The organism is Eggerthella lenta DSM 2243, assembly GCF_000024265.1.
In the GTDB taxonomy this organism is placed as follows: domain Bacteria; phylum Actinomycetota; class Coriobacteriia; order Coriobacteriales; family Eggerthellaceae; genus Eggerthella; species Eggerthella lenta.
In genome coordinates, this window is record NC_013204.1 from 3492482 (window position 1) to 3507109 (window position 14628).

The following is a 14628-nucleotide window of genomic DNA, read 5'->3' on the forward strand; positions in this document are numbered from 1 at the left end:
GCCGGACGACCCGACCGAAGGCAACCGGAGGAGCGCGCCATGAAACCTTACTACGAAGGCTGGTACATGAAACAGCAGCAAGGCGAAGACGTGCTGGCCGTGATACCGGGGCGCGCGCAGGACTCCGCATTCATCCAGGTGGTCTCCAACCGCGGCTCGCGCTTCTTGCCGTACCCCCTGGAGGCGTTCGACCGCACCGACGGCAGCATGCGAATCGGCGACAGCTTGTTCACGCCGTACGGAATGCAGCTGCGCATCGACGAACCGGATTTCGAGTTGGTAGGAAGCGTTCGCTACGATCATCTGCTGCCGCTGCGCTCGGACATCATGGGGCCGTTCGCCTACGTGCCCATGGAAACGAAGCATACCGTGTTCAGCATGCGGCACCAGGTGACCGGATCGATCCGCCTCAACGGTGACGCGCTAGATATTCGCAACGGCATCGGCTATATGGAAGGCGACCGCGGCCACACGTTTCCCCGCAGCTATTTCTGGATGCAGTGCCTCGACGTTCGACAAGACGCCTCCGTCATGCTGGCCATCGCCGAAATACCGCTGGGTCCGATCCGCTTCACCGGCTGTATCGGCATAGTCGCGCTCGGCGAGACGGAATACCGCTTCGCCACGTACCGGGGCGTGCGCATCGTGGAGCATACGCCCACGATGGCGGAAGTGCGGCAGGGCGATATGAGCCTGCGGGTGGAGGTGCTTGACGATCGCGGGCACAAGCTGCAAGCACCCGCCCAGGGTCTGATGGATCGCACGATTCACGAAAGCCCTTCCGTACCCGCGCGTATCCGCTTCGTCAAGGGCGGCGAACCTCTTTTGGACGAGATGGAGTCCCAAACAAGCTACGAATTCGTTTCCCCCGCTTCGGCGTAGGGACCGGACGCCCCCTTTGCGTGCCTCGCGGAGCCGATCCCCGCCGCGTTCGCCCGCACGACGCTGGTATACTGGGCGTATCGAGCAACCTTCGCGAGAGAGGATGCACCATGCTGTACGACAATATTATGATCCCCTACGACGGATCGGCTTCGTCCAAAGCAGCCCTTGCGGAAGCGGTGCGGTTCGCGAAGGACGACCCCGGACTGACCCTTCGCATCGTCCAGATCATTGACACCGATCAGCTTGCCATCGACAAGCTGGAAGCCGAAGGGCGCGACGAACAGACCGTCGCCTCGTCGGCGATGCTCCAGAAAACCTACGAGGAGGTCACCGAGGAAGCCAGCAAGGCGCTGCATCGCGAAATAGACCCGCTGCTGAGCGGCCTCATGAACAAAGTGTACATCGAGCTTTTGCAGGAAACGCAGCCGGGCGGGCAAATCGTGACGTACGCCATCGACAACTTGTGCGACCTCATCGTCATGGGCTCGCGGGGTCTGGGCGCGTTGCGCGGCATTTTGGGCAGCGTCAGCAGCTACGTGCTGCGCAACGCCGACGTTCCGGTGCTCATCGTCAAGGAAGGCACGAACGAGTAGGACGAGCTGTCATCCCGAGCGAGCGGCGCCCAGGGGCTGTTGATGGTTTCTTGACATTCTCGTGCTATGCTCCTCCGTATATGCGCGGCAAGACGAATGCGGAGGAGCGAGAAGAACGTGAGCGAACAGAAAGCGGCCATCGAGCGGAACGGCGAGGCCACGCTGCTGGTGGTCGACGACGAGCCGGAAATCGTCGCGCTTTTGGACGAGTACTTCACGGGTTTAGGCTACCGCGTGCTCACCGCCGAAGACGGGGCAACCGCGCTCAAACGCGCCGAACAGAGCCCCGACCTCATCGTGCTGGACGTGGGCATGCCGCTTATGGACGGCTACGCCGTGTGCCGCCGCCTACGCGAGCATCTCACCTGCCCTATCCTGTTTCTCACCGCACGCGTCGAGGACGTCGACGCGCTGGAGGGCTTTGAAGCCGGTGCCGACGACTACGTGCTGAAACCGTTCTCGTTAGCCGTGCTGGGAGCGCGCGTGAAGGCGCATCTTGCCCGCGACAACCGCCAGCACGTGCGCGCCGAAGTACGCTTCGACGGCGACATCGCCATCGACTACCGCTCGCGCACCGTGACAGCGGCCGGACGGCCGGTGGAGCTGACGCGGCGCGAGTTCGACATCGTCGCATTCCTGTCGAAGCATCCCGGCCAAGTGTTCGATCGCGACCGCATCCACGAGCGCGTAGGCGGTTGGGAAAACGAGAGCGATTCGCAGGTGGTGACCGAGCACATCCGGCGCATCCGCAAGAAGCTGGCCGCAGCGGGCGCCGAACCCGACCCGGTGGAAACGGTATGGGGCATGGGGTACCGATGGCGCGCGTAAGGGGCGCCGAACGCCTCGACGCCTTGCGGGCGCGTTGGCACCACGCGTCGCTCAAAACGTCGTTCATGGTGTACATGCTGGGGTTCTTGCTGCTGGCGCTGGTGATGTCCACGGTGACGGCCGGGATGTTCAGCGGGTTGCAGCACCGGGTGATCGCAGACGCGTACGAAATCTCGGGGCTCTACCTCTACGATGCGCACAACCGGACGCTCGTTCCCGCGCGCGCCGTGGATATCGACGAGAACGGCAGCAGCGTGTTCGTTCAAACCGTGCGCGGCGAGATGACCGAGATGCCGCTGACAGACTTGTCGTCGCTCGTGGAGATCACTGACGCGAGCGATTACCAGTACTCGCCGGGGACGGCGTATCTGTATGGTTCCGCCAACGACGACGCACTCAGCGTCGAAACGCCCGAAGCGCCCGACCAAACCGAGCTCACGCCCGCCGAGCTGCCCGCCTATGACGCGAAAGCGCGCGATCGGTTCGATGCCTGGCTGGCTGCCAACCCTGATAGCCCCTACACGTCGTTCTTCGACGGAGACAGCCAGGACGGCAACACCGTCGGACTGCTCACTTCCGCAGTGGGTTACTACGTGAACACGCCCCCATCGGAGGAGGCGCAGGCGCTGTCCTCGGCACTCGAGCTGCTAACGTTCCTCATGTTCCCACTGTGGTTCGGCCTATGCATCTTCGCAGCGGCGCGGCGCTTCTTCGGCAAGCGCCTCCAACCTGGATTCGATGTGCTCGACCGAGCAGCGTCCAACATCGCCGAGCAGAACCTCGAGTTCTCCGTGTCGTACGATCGAGATGACGAGCTGGGCCATCTAGCTTCGTCGTTCGAAGCCATGCGCGCCTCGTTGGCCGAATCGCAGCGCGCGCTGTGGCGCACGGCCGAGGAGCGCAAGCGCCTGAACGCCGCGTTCGCGCACGACCTGCGCACGCCGCTCACCATCCTCAAGGGCAAGATCGAGCTGCTGGACGCGCACGTGCAGTCCGGCAACGTGCCCGCCGATCGCCTGACGGCCTCCGTCGCCTCGCTGGCCGCGCAGGTGGAACGCCTTGAGCGCTACGTCGCCGCTATGAGCGGGCTGCAAAAGCTGGAAGACCGCGCCGTCGTTGCGCGCCCGACCAGGTTCGACAGCGTGGCGGGCATGGTGGAGGACGCCGGAACGGGGCTTGCTGCGCACGCCGACCGGACCTTCGCGCTGTCGGTGAGCGCACGTTGCGACCGCGAGCGGCCAGAGCTATGCGTGGATCAGGCCATCGTGGGCGAGGTGGCCGAGAACCTGCTGAACAACGCCATGCGCTATGCGTCGTCCCAAGTGGACGCTCGCCTCGACGTGCGTGACGGCGCGCTGGTTCTCATGGTGGAAGACGACGGGCCGGGCTTTTCGAACGCCGCGCTCGAACGCGGTTGCGCGCCCTTCTTCAGCGAGGTGCCCTCGGCAGAGCATTTCGGCCTGGGGCTGAACATCGCGTCGCTCATGTGCGAGAAGCACGGCGGCGGCGTAACGCTGGAGAACCGCGAGGGGGGAGGCGCGCGCGTGGTCGCGCGATTCTCCCTGGATTTCTGCGCCGAGTAGACAGTCGGTAGATATTTGCTCCGTACCATCGGAAGCGTACCGAACGCACCCGAGAAACGGAGCATCCCATGGAAGACACCGCCCCGCTGCGAACTTCGACCGTCACCCTGCCCCCGCTTCCTCGTACGCATGGCAACGCTCCCGATAACGCGACGATCGCGACGGACCGGCGTTCCCTGCTGAAGAAGCGCGCTGCCGTGATCGTCGGGCTGCTGGCCCTGACGGCGGGGCTCGCAGGGTTCTGCGTCCTCTACGGGCCGGAGCTGCTTGCCTTCGTTGCCGACGCTCCGCGCTTCCGCGCCTGGGTGGACGAAACCGGCTGGATCAGCCGCATCGTGTTCGTGCTGGCCAACATGGCGCAGGTCGTGTTCGCGTTCCTGCCCGGCGAACCGCTTGAGCTGGGAGCGGGCTACGCGTTCGGCTTCTGGGAAGGCACGCTGTGGTGCCTCGTGGCCAGCGCCTTGGGAACCGCGGCGGTCATGGCGCTCGTCCGCGCATTCGGAATCCGCATCGTCGGCTTGTTCTTCTCGCCCGACAAGATCACGTCGATGCGCTGGCTGCGCGACTCCCGACGTTTCGAAATGCTGCTGTTCCTGTGCTTTCTCATTCCCGGGACGCCGAAAGACCTGCTCACCTATGTGGCCGGACTGGGATCTAGCTCCATCGGACGCATCGTGGCCATCACCACGGTAGGTCGCATCCCCTCCATCGTCTCGTCCACGCTGGCGGCGGGCGCGTTCGGCGACGGCAATTACCTGGGGGCGGCGCTCGTGATCGCACTGACGGCGGTGCTGGCCACGGCGGGCGTGATAGCGTACCGGCAGCTGGCGAAGCACAGCGACGCGGCCGAGGATGCGGCCTCTAGCGCTGACGCAATGGGAGCCTAGGCGCGCGCCGAGCGCCACTCCGTCACGGGATCGTGCTCCGGCGGTGACCTGGGCGCATCCCGCTTCCCTCCGCACGCGCGTAAGATGAGCCATCGTAGCGCGGAAACCGGATCGAAGGGAGGCGTCGTGAGCATCGGGTACGCATCGAAGACGCTGGCAGCGCCCGGCGCGCGCATGCAATCGGTGGTGCAGCGGCTGGCGACGCCCGACCGCCTGGCGCAGGCGATCGACGGCAACCTGCGCGCGCTGGACGCCGCCCTCGACTACCAGGCGAAAAACGGCATCCACCTGTTCCGCATCAGCTCGGACGTGATCCCCTTCGGGTCGAGCCCCGTGAACGCGCTCGATTGGATGCGCGACTTCGAGCCGCATCTGGCCGCGCTCGGGCGCAAGGCGCGGCGCCATGGCATCCGGCTGAGCATGCACCCCGGCCAGTACACCGTGTTGAACTCGCCCGATGCCGACGTGGTGGAGCGGGCGAAGCTCGACCTGGCATACCACGCGGCGTTCCTCGACGCGCTCGGGATGGATGCGAGCGGAAAGATCGTGCTGCACGTGGGCGGCGCGTACGGCGACAAGCCTCGCGCGCTCGAGCGGTTCGCCAACGCGTACGCGACGCTGCCCCTCGCGGTGCGCCGACGGCTCGTCATCGAGAACGACGACCGGCTGTTCACCGCCCAGGACGTGTTGGCGCTCAGCCGTGCAACCGGAGCGCCCATGGTGTTCGACACGCTGCATCACGAGCTGAACCGCGAGCCCGACGCGCCGGACTGGCGAGCGCTGTTGGACGAGGCGGCCGCCACCTGGAAGCCCGAGGACGGCGCGCAGAAGATGCACTACGCGCAGCAAGCCCCTGGTCGCAGGCCGGGCAGCCACACCGACACCATCGAGCTTGCGCCCTTTCTCGCGTTCTACCGATCGCTCGCAGAGCATCGGACCGACAGCTCCTTCGGCATGCCCGACATCATGCTGGAAGTGAAGGACAAGAACCTCTCCGCCATCAAATGCATCCTCTGCACCAGCGAGCACGGCCGCTTCAGCCGGCTCGAACGCGAATGGGCGCGCTACAAGTACGCCGTGCTCGAACACGACCAGGCAGCCTACCTCGCCCTGCGGGCGCTGCTCAAGGACAAGCGCACGTGGCCGACCGTTCCGTTCTACGAGATAGTCGAACGCGCGCTGGCCGCACCTGTGGAACCGGGATCGTTCCGCAACGCCGCGCAGCACGTATGGGGCTACGTGGCGCCGCACGCCACCGCGCGCGAGCACGCGGCGTTCGAGCGCCTTCTGGAGCACGACGATCGCCCCGCCGCGAAGCGCAAGCTGCACGCCCTCGCCGAGAAGTACGACCAGCCTTACCTGTTGGAGTCCTACTACTTCGTGCTGTAGCCTTCTTTCGACTTGCGCTTGCGAGGATGTTTTACGCGAAGCATCGGACGACGCCCCTTCGTCGTGCCCTGACGGCGATGCGAGGCCCCGCCCTTTCCTCAGCCGCAGCGAACAAGGGCGCTTGAGCGCTTCGCTCGCTTGGGCAAACACCGCCGAGTAGGTTCGTTTATAACGTGTAGTTAAAATAAATTTTATATCTAATTTTTGATTATCCGTATAAACACTATACTTTCAAATATTTTGAAGTATAGAAAAGCACTCATTTTACCACGAATTTACCATAATTAAACGAGCCTTGATATGACTATAAATAACACTAAAAAGACCTCACACCTAAACGGTGTCTTTTTTAAAAGCAGTCAATCATAAGACCAACTGCTTTGTAAATATAGATATTAAATTGTTAAGCTGAGATTTTACTTAGATTTATCTTTCACTGGTTTGCTATTTTCATCATTTTCTCCTTCAAGCCATGCCATTATGCCAAAGTTACAAAATGGATAAATTATTACTTCTTTATAAACTTCTTGCTCACAACGAGGGCAGATGACATATTCTTCACCTTTTACATTTTTTAATTACCGAAATGCCCTTTTTTATTTGCAAATTACATGTCTTATAGCTTACCATGTTTTTCGTATCTTGCGACTCTTGATATTTTGTTATCCTCATCTACAAATACTACTTTAGGTGGATTTTTCTTTACCTCTTCTGGAGTCATCTGTGCATAGCACATTATGATTATCTTATCACCTGTCTGAACACATCTTGCAGCAGCTCCATTGAGACATATCATTCCGCTGCCTCTTTCTCCTGCAATTGTGTATGTCTCAAATCTGTTCCCATTATTTATATCTACGATACTTACCTTTTCATACTCCAAAATTCCGGCACTGTCAAGTAAGTCTTCGTCTACAGTGATGCTTCCTACATAATCAAGTTCTGCTTGAACTACTGTAGCTCTGTGTATCTTCCCCTTTAACATTTCAAATGTCATATTTAACCCCCGTTTAACCTTCGTAAATAAAGTTGTCAATCAATCTGGTTTTGCCGATATAAACTGCCATGGCAACTAGTACTGGTGCTGTCATCTCCTTGACCGGTTTAACTGAAACAGCGTCTACAGCCTGAACATAATCTATTTTCGCCATAGGCTCAGTTTCAATAAGCTTAATCATTTCTGATACAATTTTATCTGTATCTTTTTCTCCTGCTTTTGCCATATCTTCTCCGAGCTTAACTGCTTTGCTTAAAATTAGTGCCGCCTTTCTCTCATCTTTGCTTAGATATGTATTTCTTGAACTCTTTGCAAGACCATCCTCTTCTCTAACTATAGGGCAGCCCACAATTTCGATATCAAAGTTCAAATCTCTAACCATTCTTTTTATAATCGCAAGCTGCTGTGCATCCTTTTGACCAAAGTAAGCTCTGTCGGGATTTACAATATTAAAAAGTTTAGATACTACTGTGCCTACACCCCTGAAATGTATTGGTCGTGATTTTCCACAAAGTTCCTCTGAAAGACTTTCTATGTTTACATATGTTGAAAAATCGTCAAAATACATATTTTCCGGCTCAGGATTAAATATTAAATTAGCACCTGCCTCCTCACATAGCATAGTATCCCTTTCCAAATCCCTCGGATAGCTTTCCAAATCTTCCCCTACTCCAAATTGAGTCGGATTTACAAAATCACTGACAACAACTCTATCGTTTTCTGAAACAGCCCTTGTAATTAAACTCTTATGTCCTTCGTGCAAAAATCCCATAGTAGGAACAAGACCTACTGTAAGACCTTCTTTCTTCCATTCTTTGACTATAACTCTCACTTCATCTACGGTTTTTACTATTTTCATCGTTCTATCTCCTAATATAACTTGTTAATTACATCTTCTGAAATTTTAAATGTGTGTTCAGGTGCTGGAAAGCTTCCCTGTTTAGTTTCTTCTATATATGCAGCAAAGGCTTCTTTCATTACATCTCCTACCTTTGCGAATTGTTTTACGAATTTAGGTGTAAAGTCAGAGACCATTCCAAGCATGTCCTGATAAACGAGAATCTGTCCATCGCAGCCAGATCCTGCACCTATTCCTATTGTAGGAATATTAATGCTTTCAGAAATAATTTCCGCTAATTTTGCAGGTACGCATTCCAAAACAATCGCAAATGCTCCTGCTTCTTCAACAGCTTTTGCCTCTTCAATGAGTTTCTTTGCTCCCTCTTCACTTTTTCCCTGAACTTTAAAGCCTCCAAAAACGTTCACTGACTGAGGTGTAAGTCCAATATGTGCCATAACAGGAATTGAAGCAGCTGTAATAGCTTTAATCTGTGGACAAACAGAGGCTCCACCTTCTAGCTTTACTGCTTGACATCTTCCTTCTTTCATAAGTCTTCCTGCGTTATACATGGCCTCTTCAACTGAAACTTGATATGACATAAACGGCATATCTCCAACTACTAAGGCATCTTTGGCACCTCTTGTAACTGCTCTTGTATGGTGAATCATATCTTCCATTGTTACCGGCAAAGTATTTTCGTATCCGAGCATAACCATGCCAAGAGAATCTCCAACGAGAATACCGTTAATACCTGACTGATCCATCAATTTAGCTGTCGAATAGTCATAGGCTGTCAGCATTGTAATCTTATCGCCCTTAACCTTCTGTTCTTTAAAAGTGGATACTGTGTTTTTCATTTTTAATTACCTCCGTCATCTTCAAATAGTCACTGTCTAAATGTTTTTCCTGTGCAATACTGAGAAGCTTTTCTGAAAGCAAAAGATATATCATCTCATATCCCACCTTTTCCTCAGACTCGTTTATCCATGCTGCCTTAATAGCTTCAATGTGTTTTGTGATAGTCGACAAATCATTTCGCTCAACAGGACCTGTGAGGGCAGCCGCAACCCCTTTTTCTGCCAATGTGTCGGCATTTCCAGTAAACAAAGGCACTAAGGCTTTCTTTGCATCTTTTTTATCAAAGCCGCATTTTACAAGCATTTCAGCCCCCACTTGAAAAAGTCCGTTTACGAGATTGCTTACAACTACTGCACCGCAGTGGTAAAGAGATTTATTTTCCGCTCCCATTGCGATTACCTTATTTCCTGCTCGCTCAAAGATACTCTTAATCTCATCTAGATTCTCTGCCGAACCCTCCACAGTAAAATAAGCCTTATTCAAGTGTTTCCATGATTCGCACTTATCACTTATTGCATATAGGGGATGTACCGAATAGATATTTGCACCGAGGTTTTCACCATCAAAAAAAACGGTTGATGAAATCGAACCGCTGCAATGACAAATATTTTTATTTTTAATATCCAGATTCTTCATATAATCCCATACTTTGCTTATCTGTCCATCAGGCACAGTAATAAACAGGGTATCACTGTCACTTAAGATATTCTCTATACTCTTATATAGTTTTGTGTTAGTAAAATCTGCTGCTGATTTAGCTGATTCCGGTGATTTGCTGAAGTAACCCGTAATCTCTACGCCGTTTTCCTTCAGGTATTTTCCAAGGGAAAATCCTACTTTCCCCGCTCCGATAAATCCTGCTCTCATATCGATCACTCCTTTCTGGGAAGTGACAATCATGAAAATCTGCATGGATGAGGTCTCGTTCAAACTGATATAATCCTCATGGTTTATTTTAATAATTATCAATAATAATGGTATCGTTACATTTCAATCCTGATTATCGGAGTATCATATCGGGCAGAGAGAAGACCTGAACCACCGCCGATCACGGCGGCGCGACGAACATGAAAGAGAGGGATCGTATGCCCAGTTTCCCCAATCCGTTTGCAGGCAACGTCGACCGCAAGATGACGAACACCGAGCTCATGCAGGCGCTCCGTATCGACATCGCGGGCGAGCTTGAAGCCATCTTCCTGTACGACGCCCACTATCAGGCAACCGACGACCCGGCCGCCAAGGCCGTGCTGGCCGACATCCGCGACGAGGAGAAGGCCCACATGGGCGAGCTCATCACGCTGATGCGCCACCTCGACCCCACGGAGACGGAGTTCTTCCTGGAAGGCGAAGGCGAAGTGCAGGAGAAGCTGGCCGAGCTGGGCATCAAGACCGACGGCGAAATCGCCCCGGCGCCCGCGGAGCCCGCTCCCGCCCCCACCGTCGGCGACCTTTCCTAACGCAACCGACTTCCGGCGCGCAGCCGCCGACGAATGTTTCACGTGCAACATTCGTACGTGCTGCCGCCTTCTCAAGAAAGGAGTCCCTCATGGACTATCTCGCTCGCGAATCGGCCGACCTTTCGGACGGCCTGTGGAACCGCATCGACGAAACCGTTATCGGCACCGCCCGCGCCCAGCTGACCTGCCGTCGATTCCTCAAGGTGTTCGGCCCGCTGGGCGCCGGCGTGACCACCGTAGCCGTCGACGGCGTGAACAAGGAAGAGGTGCTTGAGGACGGCATCGGCCGCATCGTCGGCCGCACGCAGCTCGAGCTGCCGCTGTTCTACGAGGACTTCACCCTGCTCAGCCGCGACATGGAGTATGCCGCGCAGACCGGCTACCCGCTGGATCTGTCCGTGGCCATCGCCGCCGCCAAGAAGGCGTCGCGCCGCGAGGACGACCTCATCCTCAACGGCAGCAAGGCGCTGGGCACCGACGGCTTGCTCACGGTGAAAGGGTCGTCGAAAATCAAGAAGAGCGACTGGTCGCAGGGCGAAAACAGCTTCGCCGATATCACCGCCGGCGTCGCCCAGCTAGCCAAGACCGGCTACTTGGGCCGCTACGCGCTCGTGGTGTCGCCCGACCTGTTCCTCGACTTGCAGCGCCTGCAGCCGAACACCGGTCTGCTGGAGATCGACCGCATCAAGAAGCTCATCGGCGACAACGTGTACATGACCAGCGTCATGGGTCCCGGCAAGGCCGTGCTCGTGTGCGCCGAGCCCGAGTACCTGGATCTTGCCATCGGCCTGGATCTGTCGGTTGGCTACCTGGAGCTCGCGGACTTCAACCACACGTTCCGTATCATGGAAACAGCCGCCCTCCGCGTGAAGGACCCCGCCGCCATCGTGGTATTCGCGTAACGCCGAGCGCGTCCATAAAGCATTTGAGAGCGGCCTGCATTTGATGCGGGTCGCTCGTTTTTGTTGTCACGTTAACTCATTCCGCTGTTTTACCTATAATAGAGTTAAATTTGTAGTATAATTTTAACTCTATTAGAGTAAATCGATCGAATCGAGTTAAAGAAGGCTACACATGGCGTATCGTGATCTAAGAAAAATCTTCCACGGTTATCCCAAGACGTACGCTACCGAATACGAGTCCAGGTTCAATTCCGACCAGTCGCATAAAGTCGGTTTCGACGTATCCGGGAGCCCTGCGTTTTTCGTCATGACTCCAGAGATCTACCAGGCGGCAATCGATGCTGCAAAAATCGACAAAGAGATCTACCAGCTCATTCTCTCTTTGCCTGGGAAAGCGATACAAAGCTATCGGGAGTCGAACCTTATCGATGAAATCGTTATCACCAACGAAATCGAAGGCGTACGATCTACAAGGCGCGAAATCGGAGACGTCCTCGAACGACTGGAAGAAAACGACAAACGTGGACGCTTCCACGGTCTTGTTCAAAAATACCAAATGCTGAGCCGCGAGGAAGACATCGCAATCTGCACCTGCGCAGATGTCAGAAGCATATACGACGACTTGGTCTTGGACGAGGTTGCACGCGACAATCCGGATCACGTTCCCGACGGAACCCTCTTCAGAAAAGGCCCTGTATCAGTATGCGACGCCACCGGTATCCCCATTCACAAGGGAATGGAGCCAGAATCGAAGATCACTCTTTGCCTTGAGAAAGCGCTCGATATTCTGAATGATACGGATATCGAACCTATCGCTCGCGTATCGCTGTTCCACTTTCTTTTCGGCTACATCCACCCCTTTTACGACGGAAACGGCAGAACAAACAGATTTATCAGCAGTTATGTTTTGTCGAAAGAGTACGAGCCATTGATTGGATTCCGGCTTTCTTATGCCGTAAAGCAGGACATTGAGAAATACTATAGAGGGTACACCGTCTGCGAACACCCCTTGAACAAGGGCGATCTGACCCCGTTCGTGATAGCATTTTCGGAAGTAATCGTTTCCGCCATGGAAAGCATGCGCAATTCCCTGAGGGAGCTCCGAAACATGCTCGAAGAGGGCGAGAGGATGGCGGAGATCGTGTTCGCAAAAGACGAGAAGGCCATCGAAATCGCCAGCGTTCTTGTGACAGCTGCGCTGTTCGCCTTCAACGGGATCACCATGGCGGAACTCACCTACACGTTCGACGCATCAAGGCAGACTATGTACAAGAAGCTCGCTCCCTTCAAAGAACGCGGTGTGCTCGTCGCGCAAAAAGAAGGACGTAAAACGTACTATCGGATGGACTTGGATGCCCTCAGGCGCCTCGCCGATCAGCAGTAGCAGAGTAGAGTTGCAGCTCGCTACAGCTTCTCCTCGTTCTTTTGCCTGTGGCGGATGACGAGGTTGCGCCACACCACGTAGGCACCGAGGACGAACGCGCCCACGTAGCCCAACACGCCCAGCAGGGGCACGCCCAGAAACTGCGGGTGCATGTTCGTGGTAGCAAGCAGGCTCGATCCGATGAACAGCCCGGCGGAGATGAGCGCCATAGCCACCGTCCCGCTGACGGAGTAGAGCGCGGCGATGGCGTCGATCGGGATGCCGAGGTCGGCGCCGACGCGAACCTGGCCGCGATCGATCATGTCGAGCGTGTGCGATGCCTGGGTGGGCAAGCGCACCGCGGCCTGCGCGGACGTCGCCGCGGTCGAGACGAACTCGCGCGCCTTGGTTTCGAACGCCTCCCAGGTGCGCTCGCGGCGCTTCACGTGGGCGGCGATGATGTCGATGACGCTGGTGTCGGGCGCGATGTCCACCAGCACGCCCTCGATGGTGACCATGCCGCGCGCCAGCAGGGTGAACGAAGGCGGCAGCGCCAGGTTCTGCGTCTGCAGCACGCCGAACACGTCCATCAGCGCCGAGCCCACGTTGATGTCGGCCAGGTTCACCGTGGTGTACGAGACCAGCAGGTTGCCCAGCTGGCTGAGCAGCCGCCCGTGGTTGACCGGCCCCTCCGAGCGCACGGCGCCCAGCAGCGCTTCCATCAGCGCATACGGATCGTTCTCGGCCACAGCGCGGAACATGCGCCCGATCAGCGCGCGCTCGAGCGCCGACAGCTGGCCCACCATCCCCAAATCGATCCACACGATGTCGTCGCCGCGCACGAGGATGTTGCCCGGATGCGGGTCGGCATGGAAGAACCCGTTGTCCACGATCTGCGTCACGAAGCTCTCGGCCAGGCGCTGGCCCAGCTTCGCCGGATCAAGGCCCATAGCGCGCAGGGCGGGAACGTCGTTGATCATGGGGCCCTCGACGAAGTCCATGACCAGCACGTCGTCGGAACTGAGGTGCGGATACGGGCGCGGGCTTTCCACTCCCGGCTGATCGTCGAGAAACTGGCGGAACCGCACGAGATTGTGCTGCTCGACGCAGAAGTCAAGCTCCTGGCGCGTCGTGCGCTCCAGCTCGGTGACCAGGTCGTCCAGCGACAGCTTGATGCCGTCGGTTGCACGGGTGAGCCCTACGAGCGCAACCGCCTGGCGGATGAGCGCGAGATCCTGCGTCATCTGCTCCACCACGTGCGGTCGACGCACCTTGATGGCCACGTACGACCCCGCCTTCGGAGCGTCGGCAGGCAACGGGACCGCCGCGGCGCCGGTGCCCGCTCCCGCATCGCCAACCGCATGCGGCGCGATGCGCGCCCGGTGCGCTTGGGCGATGGACGCCGATCCGAGCGGCTTCTCCTCGATGCACGAGAACGTTTCCCGCCACGGATGCCCCAGCGATTCCTCGATGGTGGCGAGCACCGTGGAGAACGGCATGGGCGGCACGTCGGCGCGCAGCCGCTTGAACGCGTCGGCGTACGCGGGCGGGATGACGTCGCTGCGGTTCGCCGCGATCTGTCCCATCTTCACGAACGTCGGCCCCAAGTCCTCAAGCAAGCTGGTCGCCTTTTCCGGCGTGAGGCCCGACAGCACGCGATGCTGCCGCAGGATGCGCTCGATCTCGCGCAGGCGCCTCCCCGACCCCGACCCTTTGTCGCGTCGCGCCTCCACGGCCACCTGCGCCACTTCCTTGAGCGTGGCCACGCCGCACCTCCTCGTCTCGCCTGTTCAACCTACATTCGACAGCCCAGCGTACCATGGCACCATGCGGCGAGTGCACCGGTTGCCCAGCGGTTATCGGACGGATGCCGAGCCGGAGGAAGACGGGCGGAAACGCACGCCGCCCCGGCCTGCGCAGACCGGGGCGGTTGAAGGGGGCGCGACGCGGAGGGAGGGGAGAGAACGCGTGCGCCCCGTCGGATTGGATGATCGGTCGAGCGGCCGGCATGCGGGCGATCCCGCATGCCGGGCCGACGCCATTGC

14 protein-coding genes are annotated in these 14628 nt (G+C 57.3%); 9 read left to right on the forward strand and 5 right to left on the reverse strand.

The window, feature by feature from the left end:
• Window positions 1-39: 39 nt before the first annotated feature.
• The 6 genes from ELEN_RS15075 (at window position 40) to uvsE (ending at window position 6165) form a co-directional block, all read left to right on the forward strand.
• Window positions 40-882, forward strand: a complete 843-nt coding sequence (locus tag ELEN_RS15075) for a stress response protein nst1 (RefSeq protein ID WP_009305364.1) — start codon at window positions 40-42, stop codon at window positions 880-882.
• 110 nt (window positions 883-992) lie between these two features.
• Window positions 993-1478, forward strand: coding sequence for a universal stress protein (locus tag ELEN_RS15080; protein ID WP_009305365.1), 486 nt, complete (start codon window positions 993-995; stop codon window positions 1476-1478).
• 117 nt (window positions 1479-1595) lie between these two features.
• Window positions 1596-2306 (forward strand): response regulator transcription factor, encoded by a 711-nt coding sequence (locus ELEN_RS15085; RefSeq protein WP_009608468.1) that lies wholly within the window; start codon window positions 1596-1598, stop codon window positions 2304-2306.
• Window positions 2294-3889, forward strand: a complete 1596-nt coding sequence (locus ELEN_RS15090) for a HAMP domain-containing sensor histidine kinase (protein ID WP_009608407.1) — start codon at window positions 2294-2296, stop codon at window positions 3887-3889. Before ELEN_RS15085 ends, ELEN_RS15090 begins: the two co-directional genes overlap by 13 nt.
• Before the next feature lie 68 nt (window positions 3890-3957).
• A complete protein-coding gene (locus ELEN_RS15095; protein WP_015761502.1) occupies window positions 3958-4776 on the forward strand; it encodes a TVP38/TMEM64 family protein in 819 nt (272 codons plus the stop codon).
• A gap of 126 nt (window positions 4777-4902) precedes the next feature.
• The gene (gene uvsE / locus ELEN_RS15100; RefSeq protein ID WP_009608514.1) at window positions 4903-6165 is read left to right on the forward strand and encodes a UV DNA damage repair endonuclease UvsE; all 1263 of its coding nucleotides are present in this window, start codon (window positions 4903-4905) and stop codon (window positions 6163-6165) included.
• Window positions 6166-6781: 616 nt separating this feature from the next.
• Here uvsE and panD read toward each other — a convergent pair.
• Genes panD through ELEN_RS16040 form a run of 4 tightly spaced genes read right to left on the reverse strand, consistent with a single transcriptional unit; the run spans window position 6782 to window position 9773 of the window.
• Window positions 6782-7162 (reverse strand): aspartate 1-decarboxylase, encoded by a 381-nt coding sequence (gene panD / locus ELEN_RS16030; protein ID WP_004847071.1) that lies wholly within the window; start codon window positions 7160-7162, stop codon window positions 6782-6784.
• 13 nt (window positions 7163-7175) lie between these two features.
• Window positions 7176-8021, reverse strand: coding sequence for a pantoate--beta-alanine ligase (panC, locus tag ELEN_RS15105; protein ID WP_004847070.1), 846 nt, complete (start codon window positions 8019-8021; stop codon window positions 7176-7178).
• A gap of 11 nt (window positions 8022-8032) precedes the next feature.
• Window positions 8033-8860: a 3-methyl-2-oxobutanoate hydroxymethyltransferase gene (panB, locus tag ELEN_RS16035; RefSeq protein ID WP_004847068.1), complete on the reverse strand. Its 828-nt coding sequence runs from the start codon at window positions 8858-8860 to the stop codon at window positions 8033-8035.
• A complete protein-coding gene (locus ELEN_RS16040) occupies window positions 8835-9773 on the reverse strand; it encodes a Rossmann-like and DUF2520 domain-containing protein (protein ID WP_004847063.1) in 939 nt (312 codons plus the stop codon). The genes panB and ELEN_RS16040 overlap by 26 nt, the downstream gene beginning before the upstream one ends.
• Before the next feature lie 173 nt (window positions 9774-9946).
• On the opposite strand from ELEN_RS16040, the gene ELEN_RS15110 reads away from it, so the two are divergent.
• The 3 genes from ELEN_RS15110 to ELEN_RS15120 all read left to right on the forward strand — a co-directional run bounded on the left by ELEN_RS15110 (window position 9947) and on the right by ELEN_RS15120 (window position 12604).
• The gene (locus tag ELEN_RS15110; RefSeq protein WP_009305370.1) at window positions 9947-10318 is read left to right on the forward strand and encodes a demethoxyubiquinone hydroxylase family protein; all 372 of its coding nucleotides are present in this window, start codon (window positions 9947-9949) and stop codon (window positions 10316-10318) included.
• Between the two features lie 89 nt (window positions 10319-10407).
• Window positions 10408-11220 (forward strand): family 1 encapsulin nanocompartment shell protein, encoded by an 813-nt coding sequence (locus ELEN_RS15115; protein ID WP_009305371.1) that lies wholly within the window; start codon window positions 10408-10410, stop codon window positions 11218-11220.
• A 172-nt stretch (window positions 11221-11392) separates the two neighbouring features.
• Window positions 11393-12604, forward strand: coding sequence for a Fic family protein (locus tag ELEN_RS15120; RefSeq protein WP_015761503.1), 1212 nt, complete (start codon window positions 11393-11395; stop codon window positions 12602-12604).
• A gap of 20 nt (window positions 12605-12624) precedes the next feature.
• Here the strand turns inward: ELEN_RS15120 and ELEN_RS15125 are convergent, their stop codons facing one another.
• A complete protein-coding gene (locus ELEN_RS15125) occupies window positions 12625-14349 on the reverse strand; it encodes an ABC1 kinase family protein (protein WP_015761504.1) in 1725 nt (574 codons plus the stop codon).
• Window positions 14350-14628 lie beyond the last annotated feature (279 nt).

Excerpts from the sequence above, each read along its gene's own strand:
- ELEN_RS15075 (WP_009305364.1), top strand. The coding sequence starts at position 40 with ATGAAACCTTACTACGAAGGCTGGTACATGAAACAGCAGCAAGGCGAA.
- ELEN_RS15080 (WP_009305365.1), top strand. The coding sequence starts at position 993 with ATGCTGTACGACAATATTATGATCCCCTACGACGGATCGGCTTCGTCC.
- ELEN_RS15090 (WP_009608407.1), top strand. The coding sequence starts at position 2,294 with ATGGCGCGCGTAAGGGGCGCCGAACGCCTCGACGCCTTGCGGGCGCGT.
- ELEN_RS15095 (WP_015761502.1), top strand. The coding sequence starts at position 3,958 with ATGGAAGACACCGCCCCGCTGCGAACTTCGACCGTCACCCTGCCCCCG.
- panD (WP_004847071.1), bottom strand. The coding sequence starts at position 7,162 with ATGACATTTGAAATGTTAAAGGGGAAGATACACAGAGCTACAGTAGTT.
- panC (WP_004847070.1), bottom strand. The coding sequence starts at position 8,021 with ATGAAAATAGTAAAAACCGTAGATGAAGTGAGAGTTATAGTCAAAGAA.
- panB (WP_004847068.1), bottom strand. The coding sequence starts at position 8,860 with ATGAAAAACACAGTATCCACTTTTAAAGAACAGAAGGTTAAGGGCGAT.
- ELEN_RS16040 (WP_004847063.1), bottom strand. The coding sequence starts at position 9,773 with ATGCAGATTTTCATGATTGTCACTTCCCAGAAAGGAGTGATCGATATG.
- ELEN_RS15110 (WP_009305370.1), top strand. The coding sequence starts at position 9,947 with ATGCCCAGTTTCCCCAATCCGTTTGCAGGCAACGTCGACCGCAAGATG.
- ELEN_RS15115 (WP_009305371.1), top strand. The coding sequence starts at position 10,408 with ATGGACTATCTCGCTCGCGAATCGGCCGACCTTTCGGACGGCCTGTGG.
- ELEN_RS15120 (WP_015761503.1), top strand. The coding sequence starts at position 11,393 with ATGGCGTATCGTGATCTAAGAAAAATCTTCCACGGTTATCCCAAGACG.